27 protein-coding genes and 1 pseudogene are annotated in these 25,542 nt (G+C 72.6%); 17 read left to right on the forward strand and 11 right to left on the reverse strand.

Annotated elements, in window-relative coordinates; genetic code table 11:
- Positions 1 to 43: 43 nt before the first annotated feature.
- On the forward strand, positions 44 to 898 hold the full coding sequence (gene sigJ / locus ABZS58_RS18860) for an RNA polymerase sigma factor SigJ (RefSeq protein WP_354783036.1): 855 nt from the start codon (positions 44 to 46) through the stop codon (positions 896 to 898).
- A 105-nt stretch (positions 899 to 1,003) separates the two neighbouring features.
- Here the strand turns inward: sigJ and ABZS58_RS18865 are convergent, their stop codons facing one another.
- Entirely contained in the window at positions 1,004 to 1,219 is a 216-nt protein-coding gene (locus tag ABZS58_RS18865) for a hypothetical protein (RefSeq protein WP_354783038.1), read from the reverse strand.
- A gap of 47 nt (positions 1,220 to 1,266) precedes the next feature.
- On the opposite strand from ABZS58_RS18865, the gene ABZS58_RS18870 reads away from it, so the two are divergent.
- From ABZS58_RS18870 to ABZS58_RS18930, 13 genes are all read left to right on the forward strand, one after another.
- A complete protein-coding gene (locus ABZS58_RS18870; protein ID WP_354783040.1) occupies positions 1,267 to 2,406 on the forward strand; it encodes an FAD-dependent oxidoreductase in 1,140 nt (379 codons plus the stop codon).
- Positions 2,407 to 2,410: 4 nt separating this feature from the next.
- On the forward strand, positions 2,411 to 3,583 hold the full coding sequence (locus ABZS58_RS18875) for an FAD-dependent oxidoreductase (RefSeq protein WP_354783042.1): 1,173 nt from the start codon (positions 2,411 to 2,413) through the stop codon (positions 3,581 to 3,583).
- On the forward strand, positions 3,580 to 4,308 hold the full coding sequence (locus ABZS58_RS18880) for a GNAT family N-acetyltransferase (protein WP_354783044.1): 729 nt from the start codon (positions 3,580 to 3,582) through the stop codon (positions 4,306 to 4,308). Before ABZS58_RS18875 ends, ABZS58_RS18880 begins: the two co-directional genes overlap by 4 nt.
- 9 nt (positions 4,309 to 4,317) lie before the next feature.
- Complete coding sequence (locus tag ABZS58_RS18885) at positions 4,318 to 5,268, forward strand: NADP-dependent oxidoreductase (RefSeq protein ID WP_354783046.1); 951 nt, start codon at positions 4,318 to 4,320, stop codon at positions 5,266 to 5,268.
- A gap of 241 nt (positions 5,269 to 5,509) precedes the next feature.
- Entirely contained in the window at positions 5,510 to 6,301 is a 792-nt protein-coding gene (locus tag ABZS58_RS18890) for a methyltransferase domain-containing protein (RefSeq protein WP_354783048.1), read from the forward strand.
- Positions 6,280 to 6,513 (forward strand): hypothetical protein, encoded by a 234-nt coding sequence (locus tag ABZS58_RS18895; RefSeq protein ID WP_354783050.1) that lies wholly within the window; start codon positions 6,280 to 6,282, stop codon positions 6,511 to 6,513. The genes ABZS58_RS18890 and ABZS58_RS18895 overlap by 22 nt, the downstream gene beginning before the upstream one ends.
- A 10-nt stretch (positions 6,514 to 6,523) precedes the next feature.
- Complete coding sequence (locus ABZS58_RS18900; protein ID WP_354783052.1) at positions 6,524 to 7,087, forward strand: DUF488 domain-containing protein; 564 nt, start codon at positions 6,524 to 6,526, stop codon at positions 7,085 to 7,087.
- A 61-nt stretch (positions 7,088 to 7,148) separates the two neighbouring features.
- On the forward strand, positions 7,149 to 7,697 hold the full coding sequence (locus ABZS58_RS18905) for a SigE family RNA polymerase sigma factor (protein WP_354783054.1): 549 nt from the start codon (positions 7,149 to 7,151) through the stop codon (positions 7,695 to 7,697).
- A gap of 43 nt (positions 7,698 to 7,740) precedes the next feature.
- A complete protein-coding gene (locus ABZS58_RS18910) occupies positions 7,741 to 8,934 on the forward strand; it encodes a hypothetical protein (RefSeq protein WP_354783056.1) in 1,194 nt (397 codons plus the stop codon).
- A 29-nt stretch (positions 8,935 to 8,963) separates the two neighbouring features.
- Positions 8,964 to 10,031, forward strand: coding sequence for a hypothetical protein (locus ABZS58_RS18915; RefSeq protein ID WP_354783058.1), 1,068 nt, complete (start codon positions 8,964 to 8,966; stop codon positions 10,029 to 10,031).
- Positions 10,032 to 10,238: 207 nt separating this feature from the next.
- Entirely contained in the window at positions 10,239 to 11,633 is a 1,395-nt protein-coding gene (locus ABZS58_RS18920) for a glycoside hydrolase family 43 protein (protein WP_354783059.1), read from the forward strand.
- A 95-nt stretch (positions 11,634 to 11,728) separates the two neighbouring features.
- Positions 11,729 to 13,156 (forward strand): glycoside hydrolase family 43 protein, encoded by a 1,428-nt coding sequence (locus ABZS58_RS18925; RefSeq protein ID WP_354783061.1) that lies wholly within the window; start codon positions 11,729 to 11,731, stop codon positions 13,154 to 13,156.
- A 219-nt stretch (positions 13,157 to 13,375) separates the two neighbouring features.
- Positions 13,376 to 14,491: a MerR family transcriptional regulator gene (locus ABZS58_RS18930; RefSeq protein ID WP_354783063.1), complete on the forward strand. Its 1,116-nt coding sequence runs from the start codon at positions 13,376 to 13,378 to the stop codon at positions 14,489 to 14,491.
- A gap of 57 nt (positions 14,492 to 14,548) precedes the next feature.
- Here ABZS58_RS18930 and ABZS58_RS18935 read toward each other — a convergent pair whose 3' ends face one another.
- Entirely contained in the window at positions 14,549 to 14,896 is a 348-nt protein-coding gene (locus ABZS58_RS18935) for a cytoplasmic protein (protein ID WP_354783065.1), read from the reverse strand.
- 47 nt (positions 14,897 to 14,943) lie between these two features.
- Between ABZS58_RS18935 and ABZS58_RS18940 the strand changes: the two genes are divergently transcribed.
- Positions 14,944 to 15,546, forward strand: a complete 603-nt coding sequence (locus ABZS58_RS18940) for a TetR/AcrR family transcriptional regulator (protein ID WP_354783067.1) — start codon at positions 14,944 to 14,946, stop codon at positions 15,544 to 15,546.
- 120 nt (positions 15,547 to 15,666) lie between these two features.
- Positions 15,667 to 15,756, forward strand: a pseudogene (locus tag ABZS58_RS18945) (DNA-binding response regulator); the annotation flags it as partial.
- A 23-nt stretch (positions 15,757 to 15,779) separates the two neighbouring features.
- On the opposite strand, the gene ABZS58_RS18950 reads toward ABZS58_RS18945, so the two are convergent.
- Together ABZS58_RS18950 and ABZS58_RS18955 are read right to left on the reverse strand one after the other, a co-directional pair.
- Entirely contained in the window at positions 15,780 to 16,232 is a 453-nt protein-coding gene (locus ABZS58_RS18950; protein ID WP_354783069.1) for an NUDIX domain-containing protein, read from the reverse strand.
- 83 nt (positions 16,233 to 16,315) lie between these two features.
- Positions 16,316 to 16,471: a hypothetical protein gene (locus ABZS58_RS18955; RefSeq protein WP_354783071.1), complete on the reverse strand. Its 156-nt coding sequence runs from the start codon at positions 16,469 to 16,471 to the stop codon at positions 16,316 to 16,318.
- A gap of 136 nt (positions 16,472 to 16,607) precedes the next feature.
- On the opposite strand from ABZS58_RS18955, the gene ABZS58_RS18960 reads away from it, so the two are divergent.
- A complete protein-coding gene (locus tag ABZS58_RS18960) occupies positions 16,608 to 16,946 on the forward strand; it encodes a hypothetical protein (RefSeq protein WP_354783073.1) in 339 nt (112 codons plus the stop codon).
- 101 nt (positions 16,947 to 17,047) lie between these two features.
- Here the strand turns inward: ABZS58_RS18960 and ABZS58_RS18965 are convergent, their stop codons facing one another.
- From ABZS58_RS18965 to ABZS58_RS18995, 7 genes are read right to left on the reverse strand one after another with little or no spacing between them, the layout of a single operon-like run.
- On the reverse strand, positions 17,048 to 18,235 hold the full coding sequence (locus ABZS58_RS18965) for a PLP-dependent aminotransferase family protein (protein WP_354783075.1): 1,188 nt from the start codon (positions 18,233 to 18,235) through the stop codon (positions 17,048 to 17,050).
- Positions 18,232 to 19,032, reverse strand: a complete 801-nt coding sequence (locus ABZS58_RS18970) for an alpha/beta fold hydrolase (RefSeq protein WP_354783077.1) — start codon at positions 19,030 to 19,032, stop codon at positions 18,232 to 18,234. The genes ABZS58_RS18965 and ABZS58_RS18970 overlap by 4 nt, the downstream gene beginning before the upstream one ends.
- A complete protein-coding gene (locus ABZS58_RS18975) occupies positions 19,029 to 20,345 on the reverse strand; it encodes an NtaA/DmoA family FMN-dependent monooxygenase (protein ID WP_354783079.1) in 1,317 nt (438 codons plus the stop codon). The genes ABZS58_RS18970 and ABZS58_RS18975 overlap by 4 nt, the downstream gene beginning before the upstream one ends.
- A complete protein-coding gene (locus ABZS58_RS18980) occupies positions 20,342 to 21,892 on the reverse strand; it encodes an ABC transporter substrate-binding protein (RefSeq protein ID WP_354783081.1) in 1,551 nt (516 codons plus the stop codon). Before ABZS58_RS18980 ends, ABZS58_RS18975 begins: the two co-directional genes overlap by 4 nt.
- Positions 21,889 to 23,553, reverse strand: coding sequence for an ABC transporter ATP-binding protein (locus ABZS58_RS18985; protein WP_354783083.1), 1,665 nt, complete (start codon positions 23,551 to 23,553; stop codon positions 21,889 to 21,891). Before ABZS58_RS18985 ends, ABZS58_RS18980 begins: the two co-directional genes overlap by 4 nt.
- Positions 23,550 to 24,413 (reverse strand): ABC transporter permease, encoded by an 864-nt coding sequence (locus ABZS58_RS18990; protein ID WP_354783085.1) that lies wholly within the window; start codon positions 24,411 to 24,413, stop codon positions 23,550 to 23,552. The genes ABZS58_RS18985 and ABZS58_RS18990 overlap by 4 nt, the downstream gene beginning before the upstream one ends.
- Complete coding sequence (locus ABZS58_RS18995; RefSeq protein ID WP_354783087.1) at positions 24,410 to 25,405, reverse strand: ABC transporter permease; 996 nt, start codon at positions 25,403 to 25,405, stop codon at positions 24,410 to 24,412. Before ABZS58_RS18995 ends, ABZS58_RS18990 begins: the two co-directional genes overlap by 4 nt.
- Positions 25,406 to 25,542 lie beyond the last annotated feature (137 nt).

The raw sequence follows: 25,542 nt of genomic DNA on the forward strand, positions 1-25,542 counted from the left end.
CCTCTGCATGACAGGGAGACGACATACGCCACAATCATGTGACATGGACGAGGGCGAGCAGCACCGCCGCTACCTGTTCGCGGTCGCATACCGGCTGCTGGGCAGCGCCGCCGACGCTGAGGACGCCGTCCAGGAGGCGTTGCTGCGGCGGTACACCAGCGGCGTCGGCGACCTGGAGCACGAACGGGCGTGGCTGACCACCGTCACGTCACGGATCTGCCTCGACCAGCTGGGGTCGGCCAGGGTACGCCGCGAGACCTACGCCGGGACATGGCTGCCCGAGCCCCTGGCCGGCTACGACGACACCGACCTCGGCGACACGGTCGCGCTGCGCGAGTCGGTGCGCACCGCCGTCCTGCTCGTCATGGAGAGCCTGTCACCGGCCGAACGGGTGACGCTCGTGCTGCACGACGTGTTCGGCATGGACTTCGACCGCCTCGCCACCGTCGTCGGCCGCACCCCCGCGGCGTGCCGGCAGCTCGCGTCCCGCGCCCGCCGCCGCGTCCGCGCCGAGGCCCCGCCCCGCACGCCCGTCCCGGCCGCCGAGCACCGGCGGGTCATGGAAGCGTTCCTCAAGGCCACCGCCGACGGTGACCTCACCGACCTGATCCCGCTGCTCGACCCGCGCGTCGTCCTGCGCTCCGACGGCGGCGGCGAGGTCACCGCCGCCCGCGTCCCGGTGCACGGCCCGGACCGCGTGCTGACCCTGCTGTCCGGCCTCGGTCGCCGGTACGCCGGGGTGCACGCCCGCCCGCTGCGCCTCGCCTCCGGCGAAGGGTTCGCCCTCGAACTCGACGGCACCCTGCTCGGCGTGCTCGGCGTCGAGCTCGACGCCGGCCGGATCACCGAGCTCAACCTGGTCGTCAGCCCCACCAAGCTCCGGTACCAGGCCGGCTGAACCAGGCGCACCTCGTGGGACCACGTCGTCGACGGCGTGGTCAGGGGGTGGTGAATGTGCCGTGGTGGATGACCTCGTCGAAGGGGCGGCTGGTCTCCATGACGGTCAGGCCTGCCGGGAGATCTCGCGGAGCCGCAGCTCCGGCGCCATCTCCACCCAGGTCGAGGTGTCGTGGAAGTCGGGCCGGCAGTACAGGTCCAGTGCGGCCGGCGCGAGACCGAACCCGATGATGCGGTGGCTGATCCCGATCACCCGGTTCGTGACGCGGGTGACGGCCTGCCCGGCGAGGAACCGGTGCTTGAGCTCTCCTGCGAACGCCATACGATGCAGCGTAGCGCATTTCCTACTCAAGCGATAGGATTAGTTCCGTGAGTGAGGACAGTGTTGGGATCGTCGGCGCCGGGGTGCACGGGGTCGCGGCCGCGTATCACCTGGCCAGGCGGGGCGTGCCGACGGTCGTGTTCGAGCGTGGCACCCGGGCCGGCGGCCCGACCGGCCGGGCCAGCGGTGTCGTCCGGTCCTACTACACGAACCGGTTCCTGGCCGAGGTCGCCCGGGACAGCACGGCGGTGCTCGCCGACTTCGCCGCACAGGTCGGTGGTGACAGCGGCTTCGTCCGGACGGGTGGGCTGTACCTGCACGGTGCCGACGACATCGACGACGTGCGGAAGACCGGGGCCGACCACGAGGTGCTGACGCCGGCGGACCTGGCGGCGCGCTTCCCCGACCTGAACCTCGACGGGACCGCGATCGGCGTGTGGGAGGAGCGCGCGGGCCACGCCGACCCGCACGGCACCGCACTCGGCTACGCGGCCGCGGCCGAACGGCACGGCGCGACGCTGCTGGAGCACGCCGAGGTCGTCAAGATCACCGACGACGGCCGGAGGGTCGTCGTCCTGCTCGGTGACGGCACCCGGCACGAGGTCGGCCGCCTGCTGGTCGCCGCGGGACCGTGGACCGGGCCGCTGCTCGCGCAGGTCGGTGCCGCGCTGCCGCTGACCGCCGAGCGTCACGTCGTCGCCGGCCTCATCCACCAGCCGGACGATGTTCCGCTGGCTGTGCCGTACGTGCTGATCGACGTCCAGCGCGGCTACTACTCCCGGCCGTCCGGCGCGGACCGGTTCCTGCTCGGCCCGCTCGCCCCGGCCACCCCCACCGACCCGGACGACTTCGCCACGGATGTCACCGCCGCGGAGATCGACTGGCTCGCCACCCGCGCCGCGCAGCGGACACCGGTCCGGGGGCGGGCGGTCGCGGATCGCGGCTGGGCGTCGCTGTACGACGTCAGCCCGGACTGGCAGCCGGTCACCGGACAGGTGAGCGACCGGGTGTACGTCGACGCCGGCACCAGCGGGCACGGCTTCAAACTGGCACCGGTGTGGGGAGATCATGTCGCCAGGCTGCTCGCCGGCGACCCCGACCCGCGACTGGAGCAGTTCTCACCCGGCCGGTTCGCCGCCGGGTCCGCGCTGGCGAGCGGCTTCGGCGCCGCGCGGATCCTGGGCTGAGGCGATGGCATCCGGCACACCGGCGACCCCGGTCGACGTCGTCGTGGTCGGCGGCGGGGCGATGGGCTCGGCCGCGGCCTGGCGGCTCGCCCGCCGCGGGGCCGACGTCGCGCTGCTCGAGCGGTTCGAGGCGGGCCACACCAACGGCGCGTCGCACGGCGCGTCCCGGATCTTCCGGCTGTCCTACCCCGACCCCGTGCACATCGGCCTCGCCCGGGAGGCCCGCGACCTGTGGCGCGAGCTGGAGGACGTCACCGGCGAGCGGCTGCTGACCGTCACCGGCGGCGTCGACCACGGCGACCACCCGTTGCTGCACGACCTCGCCGATGGTCTGGCCGCGGCGGGTGTACCGCACAGCTGGCTCCCGCCCGAGGCCGCCGCGGACCGTTGGCCGGGTATGCGGTTCACGACCCCGGCGCTCTTCCATCCGGACAGCGGACGCCTGTCCGCCGACCGGTCGGTCGCCGCCTTCCAGGCCGCGGCGCGGAAGGAAGGCGCACTCGTGCGGCACTCGACACCCGTGACGGCGATCGAGGTCCTCGGTGACGACGCGGTCCTCGTCCACACCGACGCCGGCACGTACCGCGCCCGCCGGGTCGTGGCGGCGGTCAACGCCTGGGCGGCCGAGCTCGTCGGCCACCTCGCGCCGCTGCCGCCGCTGCGGGTCACGCAGGAGCAACCGGCGCACTTCGCCCTTCGAGCGCCCGCCGCCGGCCGGCCGAGTTCCGGCGGAGACGCGTCCGCGGACGGGTGGCCGAGCTTCGGTCACCGGTTCGCGCCCGGGTCGGCCGCGGCCGGCCAGTTCCACGGCGGGATCTACGGGCTCGCCACCCCCGGCGAGGGCATCAAGGTCGGCTTCCACGGCGTCGGCCCCGAGGTCGACCCCGACCACCGCGACTTCACCCCGGAACCCACCCAGCTGGCCGCGCTCCGCGAGTACGTCCGCCGCTGGCTGCCCGGCGTCGACGCCGACGAGTTCGAGCCGATCAGCTGCACGTACACCACGACACCCGACGCGACCTTCGTCCTGGACCGGCACGGCCCGGTCGTCGTGGCCACCGGATTCTCCGGCCACGGTTTCAAGTTCGCCCCGGCGATCGGGCGGGTCCTCGCCGACCTCGCCGTCGACGGCACCAGACCAGACCAGTGTTTCACCCTGAGCAGAGGACGCACATGAGCACGGCATCGGATCTCCGCCCGCGGGTGTCGACGGACATCCATCTGCTCGACCAGGCGGCGTGGGCGTCGCTCACCGGCCCGCACGCCCGCTTCGCCGAAGGCCCCGGAAGGGCGCTGCGGTACCCGGTCGGCGTCTCGCCCATCATGGCCGTGCCGCCCGTCGTGGACGAGCGGGTCTGGGCCGACGTCCTCGCGCTCGTCGGACCGGGCGGGGCCGCGATGCTGTCGGGTGACCCGTTCACGCCGCCGGACGGCTGGCAGGTCGAGCTCGCCGTGCCCGGCGTCCAGCTCATCGCCACCGGTGCGCTGGAGTCGCGTCCCGGCGACGGCCTCGTCACGCTCGGCGCCGCGGACGTCCCGGAGATGCTGGACCTCGTGTCCCGCACGCGGCCCGGTCCGTTCGAGCCCCGCACGCACGAGCTCGGCACCTACCTCGGCGTGCGCCGCGAAGGGGCGCTGGTCGCGATGGCCGGTGAACGGCTCCACCCCACGGGCTTCACGGAGATCAGCGCCGTCTGCACGGACCCGGCGCACCGCGGCGAGGGCCTGGCGACGACCCTGGTCCGCGCGGTCGCCCACAACATCCGCGACCGCGGCGAGACCCCCTTCATGCACGCCGCCCGCGACAACGCCGGCGCCGTCGGCCTGTACCTGTCGATGGGCTTCGAACTGCGCCGCGAGGTGCTGTTCTCGGTGCTGCGTAGTCCGTCGGACGCTGGGTAGGGTGCGGCCGTGGCAGTCAGATGGATCGCGCCCCAGTTCGGCGGGCCGCTCGTCCTGGTCGAGACCGACGTCCCACCGCCCGGCCCGGGCGAGGTGACGATCGACGTGCGGGCCGCCGGCGTCAACCCGGCCGACTACAAGCACCTCGACGCCGCCCGCGGCCCCGACCGCCCGTTGCCGCTGCCGATCGGCTTCGAGGTGGCCGGCGTCCTCAGCGCCGTCGGCCCCGGCACGCCGGACGCGCCGGACGCGCCGGACGCGCCGGACGCACCGGTCGGCTCCGTCGGCGACGAGGTCGTCGCGTTCCGCATCAGCGGCGGCTACGCCTCCCAGGTCACGGTGCCCGCGAAGGACGTCTTCGGCAAGCCCGCGGCGCTCGACTTTCCCGCCGCCGCGAACCTGCTGCTCGCCGGCACGACCGCCGCCGAGACCCTGCACGTCACCGGCGTGGCGGCAGGCGAGACGATCCTCGTGCACGGCGCGTCCGGCGCGGTCGGCGTCAGCGTCCTGCAACAGGCCCGGCTGCTCGGCGCCACCGTCATCGGCACGGCGAGCCCGCACAACTTCCAGCTGCTGCGCGACTTCGGCGCCGTCCCGGTCGCGCACGGTCCCGGCCTCGAGGACCGCGTCGCCGCCGCCGCGCCGCAGGGCATCGACGCCGTCATCGACACCGTCGGTACCGACGACGCCATCGCCTCCGCGCACGCCATGCCGAGCGGCCGGTCCGTGACGATCGTCGCCTCGGAGGCGTCCATGGCGGCGGGCATCCCGGCGATCGGCGGCAACCAGCCGGCCAGCGCCGCCTTCCGCGACGGCGTCCGCGCCAGGCTGCTGTCCCTCGCCGCCGCCGGACAGCTGGTCGTCCCGGTCGCCAGGACGTTCCCGCTCACCGAGGCCCTCGCCGCGCTCGACCTCGTCCGCACCGGCCACCCCGGCGGCAAGGTCGCCCTGATCCCTTGACCGGAGCCGGCCTCGGGTCCAGCGCCGCTGCGTGTGGTGCGGCCCGGCCTTGACGGTGTCGGGGGGACGAGGTCACCGGCGACCGCCCGGACCTCGTTCTCGCACGGCCCGGACATCTCGGGGCCACGCCGCTGCCGCCCGGACCGTCACGTGCGCGAGCGGTGGCACCGACCCGGCCTCGCAGACGACAGCGGCTGCCGGCACCCGACCGATGCGGGGCTCCTGCTGCGATGATGCTGTGGTGAGCGATGAAGGCGGATACCTGCTCGACAACCGGCAGCAGGAGGCCGGCGCCCGGTTCGGCGCCCTCGCGGCCCTGTTCGACGCGTCGACGTTCCGGCACATCGACGCCCTCGGGATCGGTGCCGGCTGGCGGTGCTGGGAGGTCGGCGCCGGCGGCACGAGCGTGCCGGCGTGGCTCGCCGGGCGGGTCGGTCCCACCGGCCACGTGCTCGCCACCGACATCGACGTCTCCTGGACCACGGGCGGCGCCGGGTATGAGGTCGCCCGCCACGACGTGGGCGTCGACCCGCCGCCGCAGGAGCGGTTCGACCTCGTGCACGCCCGCCTGGTCCTCGTCCACGTCCCGCAGCGTGACCGTGCCCTTGCCGCGATGGCGTCGTCGGTGCGACCAGGCGGCTGGCTGCTGATCGAAGAGGCCGACCCGGCGCTGCAGCCTCTCGTCTGCCCGGACGAGTCCGGCCCGGCGCAGCGCCTGGCCAACAAGCTCAAGCACGACTTCCGCACCCTGATGGCCGCCCGCGGCGTCGACCTCGGCTACGGCCGCACGCTGCCGGCACTCCTGCGCGCCGCGGGCCTCACCGACGTCGCCGCCGACGCGTACTTCCCGGTCACCGGGCCCGCCTGCGCCGCCCTCGAGCACGCCACGGTCCGCCAGATCCGCCGGCACCTGACCGTCGCCGGCCTCGCCACCGACGCCGAGATCGACGCCCATCTCGCCAACATCGAGGCCGGCCTCCTCGACCTCGCCACCTCACCCATGATCTCGGCGTGGGGCCGCGCCCCCCGGTGACACCCTTCGGCCGGTTCTGGCTGGGGCAGACCATGCCCCAGTTCGGGTCGCGGATCGGCGCGTTCGGCATGCCGGTCGTCGCCGTGCAGTCGCCGCACGCCGGAAACCGTGACGTCGGCTTCCTCGCCGCGGCCGCGACGGTCGCGTTCCTGCTGACCGTCCTGCCCGTGCTCGGCATCGGCCGCCTCATCGATCACCCCGGGCCGGGGTAGCCTGCCCTCGGTGGACAGGACTGGAAGCGATCCGGTGCGGATCTGGACGGTCGGGCACGGGGCGCGGCCGATCGGGGCGCTGCTGGACATCCTGACCGGCGCCGGCGTCGGCACGGTGGTCGACGTGCGGCGGTTTCCGGGGTCGCGGCGGCATCCGCAGTTCGGCCGGGACGCGCTCGCGGAAGCGGTGACCGGCGCCGGGCTGCGGTACACCTGGCGCGGCGAGACGCTCGGTGGCCGGCGCGGTGCCGGTCCGGGCACCCGGCACACCGCGCTGCGCAGCGCGCAGTTCGCCGCGTACGCCGACCACATGGACACCCCGGCGTTCCGTGCCGCCGTCGACGAGCTGATCGGCGGAGCGGCGACCGACCTGCCGGCGGTGCTCTGTGCCGAGACGCTGTGGTGGCACTGTCACCGGATGCTCGTCGCGGACGCGCTCGTCATGCGCGGCGCGGTGGTGGAGCACCTGCTCGACGCCGGCGCGCGGCAGCCGCACCGGCTGACCGAAGGGGTCCGCCGCGGCGAGGACGGCTGGCCGGTGTACGACGCCGAGCAGACGCTGCCCGGCCTGTGATCCGCTGCTGAAAAGTCGTCTAAACCTCCGTGGCCACCGCTTGCGTCTACCGGGGTGGAACGTGGGCCACCGGAGGGGGACGACGCGGGTGCGGGTCGACGAGGAGCACGAGTACGTCGACTACGTACGGGCGCAGTTGCCTCGCCTGCACCGGGTCGCGTGGCTGGTCCTGGGCGACCGGGACCGGGCCGAGGACGCCGTGCAGAACGCGCTGACCACGCTGTACAAGCGCTGGGGCAGACGCGGTGAGGTCGACAACCTCGACGCGTACGTCCACTCGATGGTGGTCCGGGCCTGTCTGAGCGACCAGCGCCGCCCGTGGACGCGGGTGTTCCTGCGTGACACGCCGCCGGACACCGCGGTCGAGGCGGCGATCGGGCAGGTCGACGAGCGGCTGTTCGTCGGTCAGGCGCTGCGCCGGCTCCCTGAGCGGCAGCGGATCGTGGTGGCGCTGCGGTTCCTGTGCGATATGTCGGTCGCCGAGGTCGCCACGGTACTGGGCCGCTCCGAAGGCACGGTCAAGGCGCAGACGTCGACGGCGCTGCGGACGCTGCGCGAGCTGTTCGAGGCGTCGCCGCGCGCCGGACTGCCGATGAGGAGGCCCGCGTGAACCCCGCGTCGCCGTGCGCCGGACTGCCGATGAGGAGGCCCGCGTGAACCCCGAAGAGGTGCTGCGGTCCCACGCGGAGCGGGAGGTGCCGCCGGTGCGACTGCTCGCCGACGACGTGCTCGTCACCGCCCGGCGGCGGGTCAGGCGCGGGCGGATCCGGCTGGTCGCCGGGGTCGCGGTCGCGGTCGCGCTGATCGCCGGGGTGGCGTTCGCGTCGCCGCTGCGGCGGCCGGACGGCGGGCCGCCCGCGGTGACCCCGACCCAGCCACCGGTCCTGCCGAGCCGGTCGGTGGCGCCGCTGCGGTGTGTGGCCGCCGCGGTGCCGGCCCCGCCGGGCCTGTCCGCCGGGCAGTGGGCGGTCCACGCGATCGACCCGACCGGGCGGTTCATGGTCGGCGGCTACGGGTCCGCGCAGTCCGTGACCGGCCTGGTCCTGTGGAAGGACGGCGTGCCGAGCCGACCGGCCGCGGCGGCGGAGTTCTCGCCGAACGCCGTCAACCGCGACGGCACCGCCGTCGGCAGCACCCGCGGCGCCGGCGGTGAACGGCGCGCGGCCCGGTTCCGCGACGGCACGGTCGCGCAGCTGCCGCTGCCGGCGGGCGCGACGTCGAGCGACGTGTTCGCCGTCAACGCCCGCGGCGACGCCGTCGGCTACGCGATGCTCGGCGACAGCGGGGGAGTCGGGCTGATCTGGCCGGCCGGCGGCGGGTTCGTCGAGCCGTCCGCCGGCGAGGGCCGCACGGCGCAGGTCGCCGGCGTCACCGACGACGGTGTGGTCGTCGGCACGGCCAGGGCGTCCGACGGCGCGACCGTCGCGTACCGGTGGAGCGTCGACGGCGGCAGCGGCGCGCCGCTGGCGAAGGGCACGGCCGGGTCCGCCACCACGGGCGGCGGCGACTGGGCGGCCGGCGCGGCGCCGCTGACCCGCCCCCGTGACCCGGACGAGCTCGGACCGTGGCACGCGCGGTGGAATCTGCGGACCGGTGCCGTCGAGCCGTTGGGGCTGTTCACGCCGTACGCCGTCAGCGCCGGCGGGACCGTGCTCGGCAGAGCCACGGAACACTCGTCGGGGCTTGCCCTCTGGCACGACGGCGGCGTCACGTCGCTGCCGCTGCTGGACCCGGCGCGTCCGGCGGTGTGGCGCGCGGGCATCACCGCCGACGGCAGAACGATCGTGGCCGGCATGGTCGAGGGCGACAAGCACGACGAGTTCGACAACACCCGCTGGACCTGTTGATGGCAAGCGAGGAAGAGGAGACGACACGCATGGGCAGGAGCCGACAGGTGCTGGCCGCAGTGGCGCTGCTGACGGTGCTCACAGGCTGTGACAGCCGGAAGGCCGCCGTGCCGGCCGGGCCGGCCGCGGCGTCGACGGTGGCGCCGAGCGCCTGCGCGTCGTCGCCGCTGCCGTTGCCGCCGGGCGCCAACGGGCTCGACATCCGCGCCGTGGACCCGGCGGGCCGGCTGGTGGTCGCGGTCCCCAACCACAACGCCGAGGAGATGGGGACGATGCTGTGGACCGACGGCGGGCAGCCGCAGCTCCTGACCGCCGCGAAGGACGTCACGGTCGCGGGCGTCAACGCCTCCGGCGTGATCGCCGGGACGCGCCGCACGGCCGGGGTCTCCGGCCAGCAGGCGGTCGTGATCCGCGACGGCAAGGTGGTCGCGCTGCCGACGCCCGGCACCGCTGCCTTCACGTCCGCCACCGGGATCAACGCGCGTGGCGACGTCGTCGGTACTGCCGGGCTCAAGGCCGGCGGTGAGCGGGCGGTGCTGTGGCCGGCCGGCGCGCCCACCGCGACGCTGCTGACCGTCGGCACCCGCTCGACCAAGGCGGTCGGCATCACCGACGACGGCGTCGTGGTCGGCAACGCGGGCGACCTCCCGCACGGGTTCCGCTGGGCGGCGGACGGCGCCGAGACGGCCCTCGCGGTGCCGGCGGGCTACCTGAAGGCCGGCGCGAGAGCGGTGTCGGGCGGGTGGGTGCTCGGCTGGGCCGAGGCTGAAGGGGTCGAGCAGGACGGGAAGCTGGTCGACGACCCGGCCCACCCCAGCCGTGGCGTGCGGTGGAACTTGCACACCGGCGCCGTCGAGGCGCTCGACAGGATGGTGAACCCGATGGCGGTCGGCGCGTCGGGCGTGACCGCCGGCGCGATCGACGGCACGGGCCGCCCTGCCGTGTGGCGCGACGGCGTGCCCTTCGTGCTGCCGATGCCGATGCCGGACCCCGCGCCGAGCGTCATCGACTGGGTCGGCCCCGACGGCCACACGCTGATCGGCACGGTCCGCCACGACGACCTCGGCGCCCAGCTGGCGGTGTGGCGCGACTGCTGAGCGCCCCGGCCGGGGGTTGACAGTCGATGTGTTATCGCTAACATCTGCTGCAAGCATCACGCATCGACGGTCGTTCCGCCAACTCGGCCGTCGATGACACCCTTTTCGTCGTTCCTGCTCGCACGAGTCGCCCGTGCCGCCGCGCGCGCGGGGTTCAGTCAGACTCAACTTGTGAGCGCTCACATCCTGCGGGAGAGGTCTGCCATCGTGCACCTTCGTCGACGCACCTTCGTCCAGCTCACCGGGCTCTCGGGGCTCTCAGTGGCGGCCGCCGCGGTCGGGGTCGCCGCGACGCCCTCGGCCGCCGCCGCGGCCAACGCCGCCTACGTCTTCGTCTACTTCACCGAGACGCCCAACCAGAGCGGCGCCAACTACGGCCTGCACGTCGCGGTGAGCACCGACGGGCTCAACTGGGCGCCGTTGAACCAGAACAACCCCGTCGTCACCCCGACCGCCGGCACGCTCGGCCTGCGCGACCCGTTCATCCTGCGCAAGCAGGACGGCACGTTCGTCATCCTCGCCACCGACCTCAACGGCACCGACTTCGGGCAGAACAACCAGTACCTGCATGTGTGGGACTCGGCGAACCTGACCAGCTTCACCGGCTACCGGCGGGTGAAGATGCACAACCTCGCGACGCACACGTGGGCGCCGACCGCGTTCTGGGACGCCGCGCGCGGCCAGTACGGCATCGTCTACTCCGCCAACAACGGCAGCGACGTGTTCATGGTCAACTACACTTCGGACTTCCGCACTGTCAGCGCCAACCAGGTCTACTTCAGCCCCGGCTTCGCCGTGCTCGACGGCGACGTCGTCGTGGACGGCTCCACCTTCTACCTGTACTACAAGAACCTCGGCAACGGGCTGACCTACGGCGCCCGCTCGTCCACCGGTGCGGCCGGCAGCTTCACCACGTACACCGGCGGCCTCCGCCAAGGAAACGCCATGGAGGCGCCGATGCTCGTCAGGAGCAACAGCGGCGCCGGGTGGTGGCTGTGGGGCGACTCGTTCAGCCCCGTCAACAACGACTACTACGCCTGGTCGACGAGCAACGTCGGCGGCGGCGCCTGGACCGTGCTCAACCAGCGCGACTACACGCCCCCGCTGAACGCCAAGCACGGCTCGATCGTGGGCGTCACCGCCGCGGAGTACAACGGCCTCGTCTCCCGGTGGGGCCTGCCGGCCTGGGTGCGGCTCAAGTCGTCGAACTTCCCCGACCGGTACGTGCGGCACGCCGACAACGTCGCCCGGCTCGACGCGTACCCGTTCGACCCCTACCAGGACCAGCTGTGGAAGATGGTCCCCGGCCTCGCCGACAGCGCGGGCGTGTCGTTCCAGTCGGTGAACTTCCCGACCCACTACCTGCGCCACTTCAACTACGAGGTCCGCCTCGACGCCAACGACAACACCGCCGCCTTCCGCGCCGACGCCACGTTCACCCGCGTCGCGGGTCTCGCCGACCCGACGTGGTCGTCGTTCCGGTCGTACAACTTCCCCGACCGCTACCTGCGCCACGCCAACTACCTGCTGCGCATCGACCCGCTCAGCGGCGCTTCGAGCGCGTCCGACCGTCAGGATGCGACGTTCAAGGTCACGTCGTGAAGCGGGCGCTGCCGGCGTTCGCGGCGGATGCCTCGTTCCAGCCGCTGATGCCGACGGCGCTGTCCGCGCCGTCATCCCCACCCTGTAGGAGCGTCATGCGCGCATTGCTCAGCCGGGCCGTCGCGGTCCTGTTCGCCGCGGGCCTGCTGTTCGCCCTTCCCCAGCCTGCCGCCGCGCTGGACCCGTTCACCGGCTACCTGATGGCCCACTTCACCGGCGAGTCGTCCACCGCCCAGCAGATCCACCTCGCGCACAGCAAGGACGGCCTGCGCTGGACCGACCTCAACAACGGCGGCCCCGTCCTGCAGTCCAATGTGGGCACCCGCGGCGTGCGCGACCCCGCACTGGTCCGCTCGCCCGCCGGGGACCGGTACTGGATCATCGCGACGGACCTGTGCATCGGCTGCGGCCAGGACTGGTCCACGTCCATCAACAACGGCAGCCGCAACCTCGTCGTGTGGGAGTCCACCGACCTCGTCACCTGGTCCGCGCCGTGGCTGCTCAACGTCGCCGGCGCGATCCCCGACGGCCGCAACGCCTGGGCGCCCGAGGCGATCTGGAACCCGGCCACCGGCGACTACGTCCTCTACTGGGCCACGAACGTGCCACTGAACGGCGCCACGAAGCACCGCATCTACTCCGCCCGCACGTCGAACTTCCGCACGATCACGACGCCGCAGCCGTACATCACGCGGCCGGGCAGCCAGGAGATCATCGACACGCAGATCGTCGAGGTGCCGGCCGGCGTCGGCGGCTACCGCTACGTCCGCACGTCCGGCGACGGCCAGATCACCATCGAGGGCAGCAACTCGATCCTCGGCACGTGGACGACGCTGGGCAACCTGTCGGGCATCGGCCTCACCGGCGCACAGGTCGAAGGCCCCATGTGGGTCAGGTTCAACACCGGCACCTCGTGGGCGCTCTACCTCGACCAGTACGCCTCGGGCCGCGGCTATATGCCGGTGCTGACCGGCAACCCGTCCAGCCCGTCCGCCTACCAGCTCGCGGCGTCCGGCTCCTACGCCATGGGTGGCACGAAGAAGCGCCACGGCGCGATCCTCAACCTCACCGCCGCCGAGGAGACCCGCGTCCTGAACCGCTGGCCCAGCACCAGCACGATCAACCGCATCCAGTCCTACAACTTCCAGGACCGGTACGTGCGGCACAGCAACTACGACGTCCGCATCGACGCGAACGTGAGCCCTCTCGCGGACTCGCAGTTCCGGGTCGTGCCCGGCCTGACCGGCTCCGGCACCGTCTCCTTCCAGTCCGTGAACTTCCCCGGCCACTACCTGCGCCACTACAGCTACGACTTCCAGCTCGCCGCCGACGACGGCAGCGCCACCTTCGCCGGCGACGCCACCTTCCGGCAGGTCGCTGGCCTGGCCAACAGCGCGTGGACGTCGTTGCAGTCGTACAACTTCCCCGACCGGTACATCCGCCACAGCAACTACCTGCTGCGCCTCGACCCGATCACCGACGCCACCGGCCGCGCCGACGCCACGTTCCGCATCACCACCTGAGAAGCCACGGCCGGCGCCCACCCGCCAACGGGCGCCGGCCGCCCTCCCGATCCTCCGCACCGCCGAAGTCGCTGAACGTCGGCGTCGCCGTCGTCGCCGGAGTCTGGCCGACGCCGGATGTCTTCACGACCACCGACGTGACCTCCCCCTCGGCGTCGAACGGCACCGGCAACGAAGCGGGTTGTCCCTCACGCGGCGTCATGCCACATAGTCGGTGGGGTGGAGGACAACCTGACCGTGGGACGCACGGCCGAGCTGGCCGGCGTGACCGTCCGCACGTTGCATCACTACGACGAGATCGGCCTCGTGCGGCCGTCCACGCGGACCGCGGCCGGATACCGGGCCTACTCGGCGGGCGACGTGGACCGGCTGCGGGAGGTGCTCGCGTACCGGCGGCTGGGCTTCGGGCTGCGCGAGATCGCGGATCTGGTCGACGACCCGGCCACCGACGCGGTGGCGCGCCTGCGCCGGTTGCGCGGCCTGCTGCTGGACCAGCGCGACCGCGCTGCCGCCATGGTCACGGCCATCGACAGGGAACTGGAGGCACGAGCGATGGGGATCAGGACGACGCCGGAGGAGCAGCTGCAGATGTTCGGCGCGCAGCTGTACGACGCCATCGGATCCGCCTACCCGGCGACGCGGCGCACCGAGCCGCGGATCGCCGCGCGGGTCTGGGACGCGCTCGGTGACGCGCGGACGGTGCTGAACGTCGGGGCCGGCACCGGCTCCTACGAACCCCCGGACCGTGACGTCACGGCGGTCGAGCCGTCCGCGGTCATGCGGGCGCAGCGCCCCGCGGGCTCGGCGCCGTGTCTGGCCGCCGCGGCGGAGAGCCTCCCGTTCGAGGACGGGTCCTTCGACGCCGCGATGGCCTTCAGCACCATCCATCACTGGCACGATCCGATCGCCGGGCTGCGCGAGATGCGACGGGTGGCCCGGCGGGTGGTGGTGTTCACGCACGACGCCGGCGAAGCCGGGTGGCTGCACCGGTTCTGGCTCACCCGCGACTACCTGCCCGAGGTTGCCGGTCTGGTCGCCGACCGGCCCCCGGTGGACCAGCTGGCCCGCGCGATCGGCGCCCGCCTGGAGCCGGTGCTCATCCCGTGGGACTGCGCCGACGGTTTCTTCGAGGCGCACTGGCGCCGGCCGGAGGCGTACCTGGACGAACAGGTGCGCCGCGCGGTGTCGGTGTGGACCAGGGTCGGGCCGCAGGCCGAGCAGCGGGCGGTGGCCGCGCTCCACGACGACCTCTTCTCGGGCCGGTGGGCCGAACGCAACGCCGAGCTCGTCTCCCTCGACGCGGCCGAGCTCGGTCTCCGCCTGCTCATCGCCTGACGAGACCTCGCCGGCGCGATGCGTTTCGCGGCCGGCGGCGCCGCGACACGGACCCCGCTACCGCAGGGTCGGGCCGAGCGGGGCGGTCACCGGCGGGACGGGCGAGGGCTCCTTGAGCTCGATGAAGACGGCGTGCGTGTCGGTCGTGCCGATGTTCTCGCCGGTGTGCTCCTGGGCGCCGAGCCAGCGGGCGTGGGCGGCGGGGAGCTCGATGTCGGCCCGGCGGTCACCGCTGGAAACGCGGCGCTGGAACGTGCTGAGGGTGACCATCACGCTGTCCGGGTGGCGGTGCGGGTGCGTCCGGTCGCCAGGGTGGTCGCGGTATTGCAGCACCCGCACCCGATCGTTCTCGAACAGCACGCTGTAGAGCTCCGGGTCGGTGACGACGGGATCCTGGCCGATCATGGCACCCTCCTCGGCGAGCTTTATGGGACTACGGTACCATCATGGCAATGGCGATACCATATGAGACGACCGGACGGACGCGGCAGAAGTCGCGGACCAGGCAGGTGCTCGTCGAGGCGACCCGGGAGCTGCTCGCGCAGGGCTCGACGCCGCAGGTCGAGGACGCAGCCGAGCGGGCGGGCGTGTCGCGGACCACCGCCTACCGCTACTTCCCCAACCAACGCTCGCTGCTCATGGCCGCCCACCCGCAGATCTCGCCGGACACCCTGCTCGGACAAAACGCGCCGGTGGAGCCCTACGCCCGGCTCGACGCGTTCATGGCGGCATTCACGCAGTACAACCTGGACTGGGAGCCTCAGTTGCGCACCTCGCTGCGACTGTCCCTCGACGAGCCTCGCGGTGACAGGCCGGCGCTGCGGCAGGGCCGGGCGATCGGCTGGCTCGAGCATGCCCTGGAGCCGTTGCGCCGCAACGGATCCGGCATCGACGTGCACGCGCTCGCGATCGCCGTCCGCTCCGCCACCGGCATCGAGACGCTGATCTGGCTGGTCGACATCGCCGGGCAGAGCAGGCAGGAGGCCGGCGAGACCGTGCGGCGCACCGCCCGGGCCCTCCTCGCGGCCGCCCTGACGGAGGCCGCCGCACGCTGACTCCCGGCCCACCGGCCCACAGGTCGAGCTGTCACACGTCGCGACGGCGGATCGTGAGCAGGGAGAGCACCGCGGCGGCCGCCGCCCACGCCGCCAGGTGGCGAACGACTGCGGCACGCCAAGGCCCACGTCGCCCGCCTGTTCGCCAAGATCGGCGCCCGCGACCGGGTCCACCTGGTGATCGCCGCCTATGAGGCCGGACTCGTCTGACGCTCAGCCAGGGCCATGGCCGCTCAGTGCCAGCCTCGCAGGGCGAGGGTTTCGCCGCGGGCGACGGCCGCGAGGGCGTCGGCGACGTAGTCGACGACGTCGGGCGGCAGGGCGGCCGGGTCGGCCCAGCGCAGCTCACTGCACTTGGCGGGCTCGCCGATGACCGGTTCGCCGGACCAGCGCCCGACGGTGAAGAACAGGTGGAAGTACTCGCTGTCGTCGGCGTCCTCGGGTGCGGAGTGCAGCAGCAGCGCGAGGCGGCAGCTGTGCGGAGCGGCCTCGACGCGCAGCTCCTCCCGCAGCTCCCGCACGAGCCCCGCGACCGCGTCCTCACCGCCCTCGAGGTGCCCGGCGGGCAGGCTGAGCTGGCCGTGCCGGAAGCTCGTCCCGGCCCGCCGCAGCAGCACCACCCGGCCGTCGTCGTCACGGAGGATTCCGTACACAGCGGCGGCGACGCGGAACCGTTCAGCAGGCATCCGCAGATCTTAGGTCGGGCGTCACCGGACGTAACGGACGGTACTGCGGTTGGACCGGATGCGTTGATCCCGCTGGGCTGCCGTCACGCCAGATACCGGACGTCGAAGGTGATCGAGGTGCGGTTGTTGGTGGTGTCGTACTCGTTCACCGTGCAGGGCGCCGCCGAGGCAGGGCCGAGCGGGACGAGGGCCCCGGCGAACGCCAGGCAGGCCGTCAGGATGTGCCGTGGCCACCGCATGGGGCAGACGGTAGGGCCGCACGCCGGCGCGGGCAACGCACCGGCCTTGATCCGACAGCCGCGGTCCGGCACAGGCCCGGCCGGATGATCAACGCTGGGTAGGATGCCCGGATGATCGAGGGGCTGATCCGCGAGGGTGCTGTCGAGGAGCTGGCCGCGATCGCCGCCGCCGCGCCGGAGCGGCTGGTGCCGCATCACGGGCTGCTGCTCGACCTCGACCTGTTGTGGCCGCCGCAGCTGTACCGGAGAGCCGGCGACGACGTGGTGCGCCGGGTCGTGGGGCGGCTCGACGCTCGGCGGCCACCCCGGCTGGATCCAGGACGCCGAGCACCTCGACTGCCCCGGCTGCGAGCAGCCGATGGACTACATCGGCCTGCTGTACGGCGGAGACCTCGCCGAGTACTGCGAAGGCGCCTTCTACCTGCACCTGCACGCATCCTGCGGGTACACCGCCGTCAACTTCCAGCAGAGCTGACCGTGTTCGGCGGCGCCCGCCGGGCTGATGCTCGGTGACCAGGCAGCGTGTGCCTGTTCACCTGTGGCACCTGCCCGGGCCGGCGCCTGCGGGTGGGCGTCTCAGAACGCCAGGGCCAGGCGGCGGACCGCCTCGCGCAGTTCGTCCGGGGTGCGGTCGCCGTAGGCGAACCGTAGATACCGGGCCGACTCGCGCTGAGGGCTCGCGGCGAAGAACTCGCCCTGCTGGTAGACCACGCCGTTCGCGGCCGCGCGCTGGTACAGCGCCGCCGGGTCGACGGTGTCGTCGGTGAGGCGTGGCCACAGGAACAGGCCGCCCTCCGGGGCATGGGTCGAGAACGCGCCCGGCAGCTGAGCGTGCAGCTCGTCGACGAGGATCTGGGCGCGGTCGCGGTACAGGGCGTTCGCGGCGCCGACGATCCGGTCGAACCACTGCGGGTCGCCGGTGACGAGCCGTTCGATGAGGGTCTGCGTCACCGTGGCGCTGTGCGCGTCGACGCGGTTGCGCAGCCGGATCACCGGGTCGACGAGGTGGTCGGGCAGCACCAGCCAGCCGAGCCGCCAGCCGGGGCCGAGCGTCTTCGTGAACGTGTTGACGTGGATCGAGCGGTCCGAGTCGTTGAACACGGCGACGCCCTGGTCCTCGCCGGCGAAGCGCAGCTCGCGGTAGGGGTTGTCGACGATGACGTAGAAGCCGTACCGCTCGGCGAGCTCGATCAGCGCCCGGCGCTTCTGCGCCGACAGCGTCACCTGCGTCGGGTTGTGGAAGTCCGGCACCGTGTAGGCGGCGGCGATGCGATCGCTCGCCGCGAGCCGGGCGGCGAGGTGCTCGACGTCGAAGCCGTCGGCGACGACCGGCACCGGCAGCGTCCGCGTCGTGGACAGCTCCAGCGCCCGCAGGAAGAGCGGGAACACCGGGTCGTCCACGGCGACGGTGGCGTCGCGCTCCACGACCGTCAGCACGGCCAGGGAGAGCCCGTGCATGCCGCCGTTGGTGATGACGATGCGGCGCGGGTCGACGCCCTCCCGGGCGGCGATCCAGCCGCGCAGCGCGAGGAACCCGTGCGACTGCGAGTACTGCAGGCCGGCGACCGCGGCGTCGCGGTCCTGCCACAGCTCGGCGGACGCCCGGCCGATGTCCTCCACGGGCAGGGCCTCGGGCGCCGGGATGCCACCCAGCAGCCGGATCGCGCCGGGAGTCGCGGCGACCAGCGTCGTGTCACCGAACCCCTTCGGCACGGTGAGCCCCTGGGAGAGGACGGTCAGATCCTGGTTGAGGACGGCGGTCATGCGGCGGCTCCAACAGTGACGACGTTGACGACGGTGACACGCGAGCGCACCCAGGCGGTCGCGAGCTCGGCGAGGGCGTCCTGGCTCTCGTGGAAGGTGTGGGTGGCGCCGGGGATGACCACGACCTGCGACCCCTCGGGCAGCAGGTGCGCGCCGCGGGCCGTGATCGCGGCGAGGGCCTGCTCCTGGTCCCCGGTGTCCCCGTGTACGACGAGCGCCGGCACCCCCAGCGCGGTCAGCAGCTCCTCCTGGGTGCCGGTGGCGCCGAGCTTGGGCCGGCGCCGGTTGACGGTGACGTGGGTGCGCACCGCCGACCCCTCGACCGGCAGGTGGACGTCCTCGTCGCGGTGCCAGGCGGCGACCTGCTCGCCGGTGAGGAACGGGTAGGGCGCGTCGCCGCTGCCGGCGCCGGTCAGGGCGCCGGTGAGCACGAGCGTGACGACCCGGGGCCGCTGCGGCGCGACCCGCAGCGCCACGCCCGAGCCGAGGCTCTGCCCGTGCAGGATCTGCCGGGTGTAGCCGAGCCCGTCGAGGTGGTCGAGCGCGGCGTGCGCGTCCTCCAGGAGCCGGTCGGCGTCCACGACGTCGCCGCCGGAGTCGCCGAAGCCGCTGAAGTCGAAGCGCAGCACCGCGTGCCCGAGCGCCGAGTACGCGTCGGCGAGCCGGTCGAAGCGCCCGCCGGCCCGCCGGTCGGACAGGAACCCGTGCAGCAGGACGACCGCGCTGTCGCCGGTGCCGGGTGTGAACGTCGCCGCGAGGCTCGTGCCGCAGCGGCTGCGAAGAACGAGGTCGGTCATGCGATCCCCAGGTGGTCGCGCAGGGTCGAGCCGGTGTAGTCCTTGCGGAACACGCCGAGCCGCTGCAGGTGCGGCACGACCGCCCGGCCGAAGTCGTCGAACGAGCCGGGGAAGTGCGTCGGGGTGATCAGGAAGCCGTCGGCGGCGCCGGAGCCGAAGATGTCGGCGAGCTGCTCGGCGACCTCCTCGCCGGTGCCGACGATCTGCGGCGTCAGCTCGCTGGTGGAGAACTCGACCGCGGCGTCGGCGATGGTGATGCTGCCGGCGCGGGCGCCGAGCAGTTCGGTCAGCTGGACGACGGCCCGGTTCTCCGCCTGCCCCTCGGTCGCCCGTTCCTCGACGACCCGCAGGTAGGGCGCGTCGAGGTCGACGCCGCTGAGGTCGAGCCGGGAGAACAGGGCGAAGAACTCCACGCCGGCCTCCGGGGTGATCCGGGTCCGCAGGAAGTCCCGCCGGGCGTGGGCGATCTCGGTGGTCTCGCCGATGATGGGCTGGACGGCGGCGAACAGCCGGATCTTCTCCGCGTCGCGGCCGAGCGCCCGCGCCTTCGCCTTCAGGTCGTCCTTCTTGGCCCGCAGGTCCGCCGGGGTCCGCTCGATCGCGAAGATGACGTCGCCCCAGCGGGCCCCGAACTGGCGGCCCCGCGGCGAGTCGCCGGCCTGGATGATGACCGGGTGCCCCTGCGGGCTCGGCGGCAGGTTCAGCGGCCCGCGCACGGCCAGGTACTTGCCCCGGTAGTCAGGAGCGGTGACCTTGGCCGTGTCGACGAACACACCGGTCTCCTGGTCCTGCACGAGCGCGTCGCCGTCCCACGCCCGCCACAGCGCCGTGACAGCCTCGACGAACTCGTCGCCGCGGTCGTAGAGCTCCGGCCCGGACAGCTGCTCCACGTGCGGGAAGTTCGCGTAGTTCGCGGGACCGTTGGACTGGATGACGTTCCACGCCACCCGGCCGCCGCTGAGGTGGTCGAGGCTCAGCAGCGTCCTGGCCAGGTTGTAGGGCTCGTTGAAGCTCGTCGACAGGGTCACGCCCACGCCCAGGTGGGTGGTGACGGCGGCGATCTGCGCCGCGATCTGCGCGGGGTCGTGCTTGATCGCGTTGGACAGGCCGTGCCGTTCGAAACCGTCGCGGTAGCTGACCGTCTCCGGCACGAACGCGAGGTCGAACTTCGCCGCCTCCAGGGTGCGCGCCAGGTCGTGGACGAAGCCGCGGCCGAGCCAGTCACGGGAGGAGTACGGGTGCCGCCACGCGCCCGCGTAGTGGCCGCTCGGGAACAGGACGTATCCCCCGAGGAAGAGCTGCCGTTCGGTCATGCGCGTCCGACCTCCTGGGCGTACAGGTAGCGGTTGGGTTTCGGGGTCCAGGTGACCGCCTTGGACACCTCGGCGGTGAACGGCGACGGGTAGAGGAAGATCGTGTGCGCCTCGTCGAAGTACACCTGCGCGGCCTCGTTGAGGTACTGGTTCTTCGTCGCCTCGTCCGTCGCGGTCAGCGCCTTGTCGCCGAGGGCGTCGAACTTCGGGGCGGCGACGTGGCTCTGGATGTGGTCGCTGCGGAACGGGCCGAAGTTGCCGGTGGTGTCGCCGGGGTACTGGCTGCCCCACATGATGTAGACGAGGTCGGAGGCCTGGTCGTCCTTGCCGTACTGGCGTTGCAGCCAGGCCGGGAACGGCGTGGTGGTGATCTTCAGGGTGACGCCGACCTTGGCCCACTGCGCGGCGATCGCCTGCGACGCGTTCTCCGCCGAGACGTAGGTGCCGGCGGGGACGTCGAGGCTGATCGTGATCCCGCCGCCGAAACCGGCCGCGGCCAGCAGCGACTTCGCCTTCTCCGGGTCGTACGGGTACGCCTTGAGGTTCGGGTTCTCCCGGTTGAACGGCTCGAAGAGCACCTGCCCGGGCAGCGGCTTCACGGAGTCCTTCAGCAGCCCGTGGATGATGGACTCCTTGTCGGTGGCGTAGTTGAGCGCCTGCCGGACCTGCGCGTTCGCCAGCGGCGTGCCGGGCTTGCGTTCGTTGATGGCGAGGACCAGCGGCTGCGGCCCGACGCCGAGGATCGTCGTGTACGTCTTGGAGTCCTTGAACTGCTCCAGCGACAGCGGCGCGATGTTGAGCACGATGTCCTGCTCACCGGTCTTGAGTGCGGCGATGCGCTGCGCCTCGGAGGCGAGGACCGTGTACTTCACCTTCGCGAAGGCCGGTCCGGTGCCGGCGTAGGAGGGGTTCAGCGACAGCGTCGCGCCGTTCTCCAGGTCGAGGGTGTCCAGTTTGTACGGCCCGCTGCCGAGCGCCTCGGTGTCGAGCTTGTGCGTCTTCGCGAACGCGGGCGACACGATGTAGATGTTCCACAGCCGGCCCGGGAGGTCCAGCGTCGGCTGCGACAGGCGGAACGTGAGCGTGGCGTCGTCGGTCTTCTCCACCGACTTGAGGTACTTGCGCAGCGGCGCGCCGGACGTGCCGGCGTAGTTGGGGTCGAGCAGCTGCTGGAAGTTCCAGACGATGTCGTCGGCGGTCAGCGCGGTGCCGTCGGAGTACCTGGCGTCGGTGCGGATCGTGAACTGCCAGGTGTGGTCGTCGACGGTCTTCCACGCCGTCGCCAGGCCTGGGGTGACCTTGAAGTCGGGGGAGATGCGGGTCAGCGACTCGTAGATCGAGCCGATGACGGCGCCCTGGCTGTCGGGGGAGCCGCCCTTGTGCGGGTTGATGTTCGTCAGCTGCCGGGAGAGCGCCAGCCGCAGCACGTCGCCGGCCTTGGGTGCGGCCCCCGCGTCACCGGCGGTGGCGCTGCCGGCGCACGCGCTCGCGAGGGCTACCAGTACCGACGCGGAAACGGCGAGCAGGGTGCGTCTGAGATCCTTCATTGCGGGGTTCCTGCCTTGAGGGACTTGAGGGACTTGAGGGAGCGGGGTGCGGTGGCGCGGCCGGGGACGGCGTCGAGCAGCGACCGGGTGTAGGGATGCGCGGGGTTGTGCAGGACCTCGTCGGTCCGCCCCCGCTCGACGATCTCGCCGGCGCGGAGCACGACGACGTCGTCGCACAGGTGGCGCACGACGCCGAGGTCGTGGGAGATGAACAGGTAGGTGAGGCCGCGTTCGACCCGCAGCCGGGCGAGCAGCCGCAGGATGCGGGCCTGGACCGACAGGTCGAGCGCGGACACGGGTTCGTCGGCGACGATCAGCGAAGGCTCGCTGGCCAGGGCCCGGGCGATGCCGACCCGCTGGCGCTGACCGCCGGACAGCTGCGACGGCAGCCGGTCACGGAAGTCGCGGGGCAGTTCGACCTCGTCCAGCAGCGCGTCGATCCGGCCGCTGATCCGGCCGCGGGCGATGCCGACATGGTTGAGCTCCAGGGGTTCGCGGAGGGTCTGCGCGACGGTGAGCCGCGGGTCGAGCGAGCTGTAGGGGTCCTGGAAGATGTACTGGACCTCGCGGCGCCAGCGTCGGCGCTGCTCGCGGGTCTGCCGGTGGACCGGCAGGCCGTCGAACGTGACGGTGCCGGTGTCGGCGTGTTCGAGGCCGACGATGATCCGGGCGAGGGTCGTCTTTCCAGATCCGGATTCGCCGACCAGCCCGAGCGCCTGTCCTTTGTGGAGGGTCAGGTCGACGCTCTTGAGCGCCACGTGCTGTTTGAAGGACCGGCGGACCTCGTGCACGCGGAGCAGTTCCGTCGTGTCGTCGGCGTTCGCCGCTGCGCGGGCCGGTGCCAGCCGGTCCGGCATCGCCGCCAGCAGTTGTCTCGTGTACTCGTGCCGCGGCGCTCCGAGGACCTCGGCGGTCGCGCCGGACTCGACGATCTCGCCGTCGGCCATGACGTACACGTCGTCGGTGCGGTCGGAGATGATGCCGATGTCGTGGCTGACGAGCAGCACCGCGAGGCCGAGCCGCGCCCGCAGGTCGTCGACGAGGTCGAGCACCTGCTTCTGCACGGACACGTCCAGGGCGGTGGTCGGCTCGTCGGCGATGAGCAGCCGCGGCGAGCGGGCGAGGGCCATGGCGATGACGACCCGCTGGTTGAGGCCGCCGGACAGTTCGTGCGGGAACGCGGCGAGGGTCTTGTGGATGTCGTCGATGCCCACGAGGCGCAGCAGCTCGGCGACCCGGTCGCGGCGCTCGCCGCGGGGCGTGCCGGCGGGCAGCGCCTCGACGAGCTGCTTGACGATCCGCAGCCGAGGGTTGAGTGACGGCGTCGGGTTCTGGAACACGACCCCGACGTGGGCGGCGAGGTGGGCGCGGCCCTGCCGTTCGGTGAGGTCCCGCACCTGACGGCCGGCGACCGCGATCGTGCCGCCGGTGACGTGGATCGCGGGCGGGAGCAGCCCGGCCGCGGCGAGCGCGGTCAGTGTCTTGCCCGAGCCGGACTCGCCGACCAGCCCGACGGCGCGGCCCGCCGGCACGCGCAGGTCCACGCCGTGCACGAGCGGCGCACCGTGATCGACGGCGAGCCTGAGGTCGTGGATGTCGAGGACGGTGTCGACGCTCGTCGGTTGTCGTCTTGTGCTCGGTGCCTCGGTTGCCGTGGTCACCTGGCGATTCCTCTCTGCACGGTCTGGCCGCCGACGAACCGTTCCGCCAGGCCGTCGCCGAGGAGCTGCAGGGCGACGGCGGTCACCACGACGACCAGGCCGGGGAAGACGGCGATCCAGGGCGATGTCGACAGGGTGTCGCGGCCGGCGGCGACCATCTGCCCCCAGTCGGGCTCCGGCGGTTGCACGCCGAGCCCGAGGAAGCCCAGGCTGGACTCCAGCAGCAGCGCCGAGGCCGCGCTGAGCGTGACCGCGACGAAGAACAGCGGCAGCACGCTCGGGATCAGGTGCCGCCACGCGATCGCACCGCGCCCGGCGCCGGCGACCCGGGCCGCCTCGATGTACTGCTGCTGCACGACCGCCCGGGCGTGCCCGCGGATGACCCGGAACGTCAGCACCCACGAGCCGAGGACGAGCACGACGACGATCGGCACGAACGAGTTGCCGATGAACGACAGCACCACGATCGCCAGGACGATGGACGGCACGGCGAGCTGGATGTCGGCGAGCCGTGCGGTCAGCCCGTCGATCCAGCCGCCGTAGAGCGCGCCGAGCAGCGCCAGGGAGAGCCCCAGCACGGAGGCGACGGCCGCCGCGACGGCGGTCAGCGCCAGGCCGGTCCGCCCACCGAAGACGGTGCGGGTCAGCACGTCGCGGCCGAGGTCGTCGGTGCCGAACGGGTGCGCGTGCGACGGCGCCCGCAGGATGACGGTGAAGTCCTGTTCCAGGGGGTCGCCGACGAGGAGCGGCGCGAACAGCGTGACGAGCACGACGGCGGCGAGAACTCCCGCGCCGATCCACCCTGCGACGCCGATGGTGCGTCTGGTCCGGGTGCCGGCGGGCTTGTCGATGACGGTCATGACCGCAACCTCGGTTCGATGACGGCGGCGAGCATGTCGACGAGCAGGTTGATGAGCACGAAACCGACCGCGATGACCAGCACGCAGACGATGACGAGGGGGTAGTCGCGGTTCTGCACGGCGTTGATGGACAGCTGGCCGATGCCGGGCCAGTTGAAGACCGACTCGGTCACCACGGCGCCGCCGAGCAGGACGCCCGCCTGGATCCCGACGACGTTGAGCGTCGTGCCCAGGGCGTTGGCGACCACGTGCCGCAGCACGATCACGCGCCGGGGCAGCCCCTTCGCCCGTGCGGTGCGGATGTGCTCGGCCTGCAGCACGTCGATCAGCGCGGTCCGGAACACCCTGGCGATGACGGGCACGAACGCGATGGCGAGCGTGATCGCGGGCAGCACGATCCCGGCGGCGCCGATGCCGTCGGCGGTGGCGGGGAACCAGCGCAGCTGCACCGCGAACGCCATGATGAGCAGGATCCCGATGAAGAACGTCGGGATGGCCTCGAGCCCGACCGCGAACCCGAGCGGCAGCCGCCGCGCCACCGGCGACCTCGCCGTCGCCGCCACGTAACCGAGCACCCCGCCGAGCACCACCCCGATCAGCAGCGCGGTGACCCCGAGCGCGAAACTCCCCGGCACCTTCGCCAGGGCGATCTGCAGCGGGTCGGACCCGTACCTGATCGAGTCGGGGAACTTCCCGGTGGCGACGTTGCCGAGGAACTTCGCGTACTGCACCGGCAGCGGCTGGTCGTAGCCCATCAGCCTGGTCAGCCGGTCGATCTCGTCGCGGGGCGCGTCGGGCGGGACGAGCAGGACCGCCGGGTTGCCGGTCGAGTAGAGCGCGAAGAAGACCAGGGTGACCGCACCCCAGACCGCGATCAGCCCGGTCAGCAACCTCCCCCCGAGATACCGCCCGCTGATGGGCGGCCGCAACCGCCGCAGCCCGGCCGCGACGCGCAGCGCCGCCGGCGGCGCACTGACCTGACTGACAGCCACGGACGCTCCTTCCGTAATCTACACACAAACGACCGCTTTAATAGGAATTAGGTCCAGAGTCGGCCCCGGGTAAGCGATTCAAGGTGCCGGGGCGCGTCGTAGCTGACGTTATGCGTCCCAGATTAAGCTATCAATCC

It is taken from the genome of Dactylosporangium sp. NPDC005555, assembly GCF_040605635.1.
Lineage (GTDB): Bacteria > Actinomycetota > Actinomycetes > Mycobacteriales > Micromonosporaceae > Dactylosporangium.

Excerpts from the sequence above, each read along its gene's own strand:
- ABZS58_RS18940 (WP_354783067.1), top strand. The coding sequence starts at position 14,944 with ATGGCGATACCATATGAGACGACCGGACGGACGCGGCAGAAGTCGCGG.
- ABZS58_RS18970 (WP_354783077.1), bottom strand. The coding sequence starts at position 19,032 with ATGACCGACCTCGTTCTTCGCAGCCGCTGCGGCACGAGCCTCGCGGCG.
- sigJ (WP_354783036.1), top strand. The coding sequence starts at position 44 with ATGGACGAGGGCGAGCAGCACCGCCGCTACCTGTTCGCGGTCGCATAC.
- ABZS58_RS18965 (WP_354783075.1), bottom strand. The coding sequence starts at position 18,235 with ATGACCGCCGTCCTCAACCAGGATCTGACCGTCCTCTCCCAGGGGCTC.
- ABZS58_RS18915 (WP_354783058.1), top strand. The coding sequence starts at position 8,964 with ATGGGCAGGAGCCGACAGGTGCTGGCCGCAGTGGCGCTGCTGACGGTG.
- ABZS58_RS18875 (WP_354783042.1), top strand. The coding sequence starts at position 2,411 with ATGGCATCCGGCACACCGGCGACCCCGGTCGACGTCGTCGTGGTCGGC.
- ABZS58_RS18975 (WP_354783079.1), bottom strand. The coding sequence starts at position 20,345 with ATGACCGAACGGCAGCTCTTCCTCGGGGGATACGTCCTGTTCCCGAGC.
- ABZS58_RS18880 (WP_354783044.1), top strand. The coding sequence starts at position 3,580 with ATGAGCACGGCATCGGATCTCCGCCCGCGGGTGTCGACGGACATCCAT.
- ABZS58_RS18955 (WP_354783071.1), bottom strand. The coding sequence starts at position 16,471 with ATGCGGTGGCCACGGCACATCCTGACGGCCTGCCTGGCGTTCGCCGGG.
- ABZS58_RS18865 (WP_354783038.1), bottom strand. The coding sequence starts at position 1,219 with ATGGCGTTCGCAGGAGAGCTCAAGCACCGGTTCCTCGCCGGGCAGGCC.
- ABZS58_RS18925 (WP_354783061.1), top strand. The coding sequence starts at position 11,729 with ATGCGCGCATTGCTCAGCCGGGCCGTCGCGGTCCTGTTCGCCGCGGGC.
- ABZS58_RS18950 (WP_354783069.1), bottom strand. The coding sequence starts at position 16,232 with ATGCCTGCTGAACGGTTCCGCGTCGCCGCCGCTGTGTACGGAATCCTC.
- ABZS58_RS18980 (WP_354783081.1), bottom strand. The coding sequence starts at position 21,892 with ATGAAGGATCTCAGACGCACCCTGCTCGCCGTTTCCGCGTCGGTACTG.
- ABZS58_RS18990 (WP_354783085.1), bottom strand. The coding sequence starts at position 24,413 with ATGACCGTCATCGACAAGCCCGCCGGCACCCGGACCAGACGCACCATC.
- ABZS58_RS18935 (WP_354783065.1), bottom strand. The coding sequence starts at position 14,896 with ATGATCGGCCAGGATCCCGTCGTCACCGACCCGGAGCTCTACAGCGTG.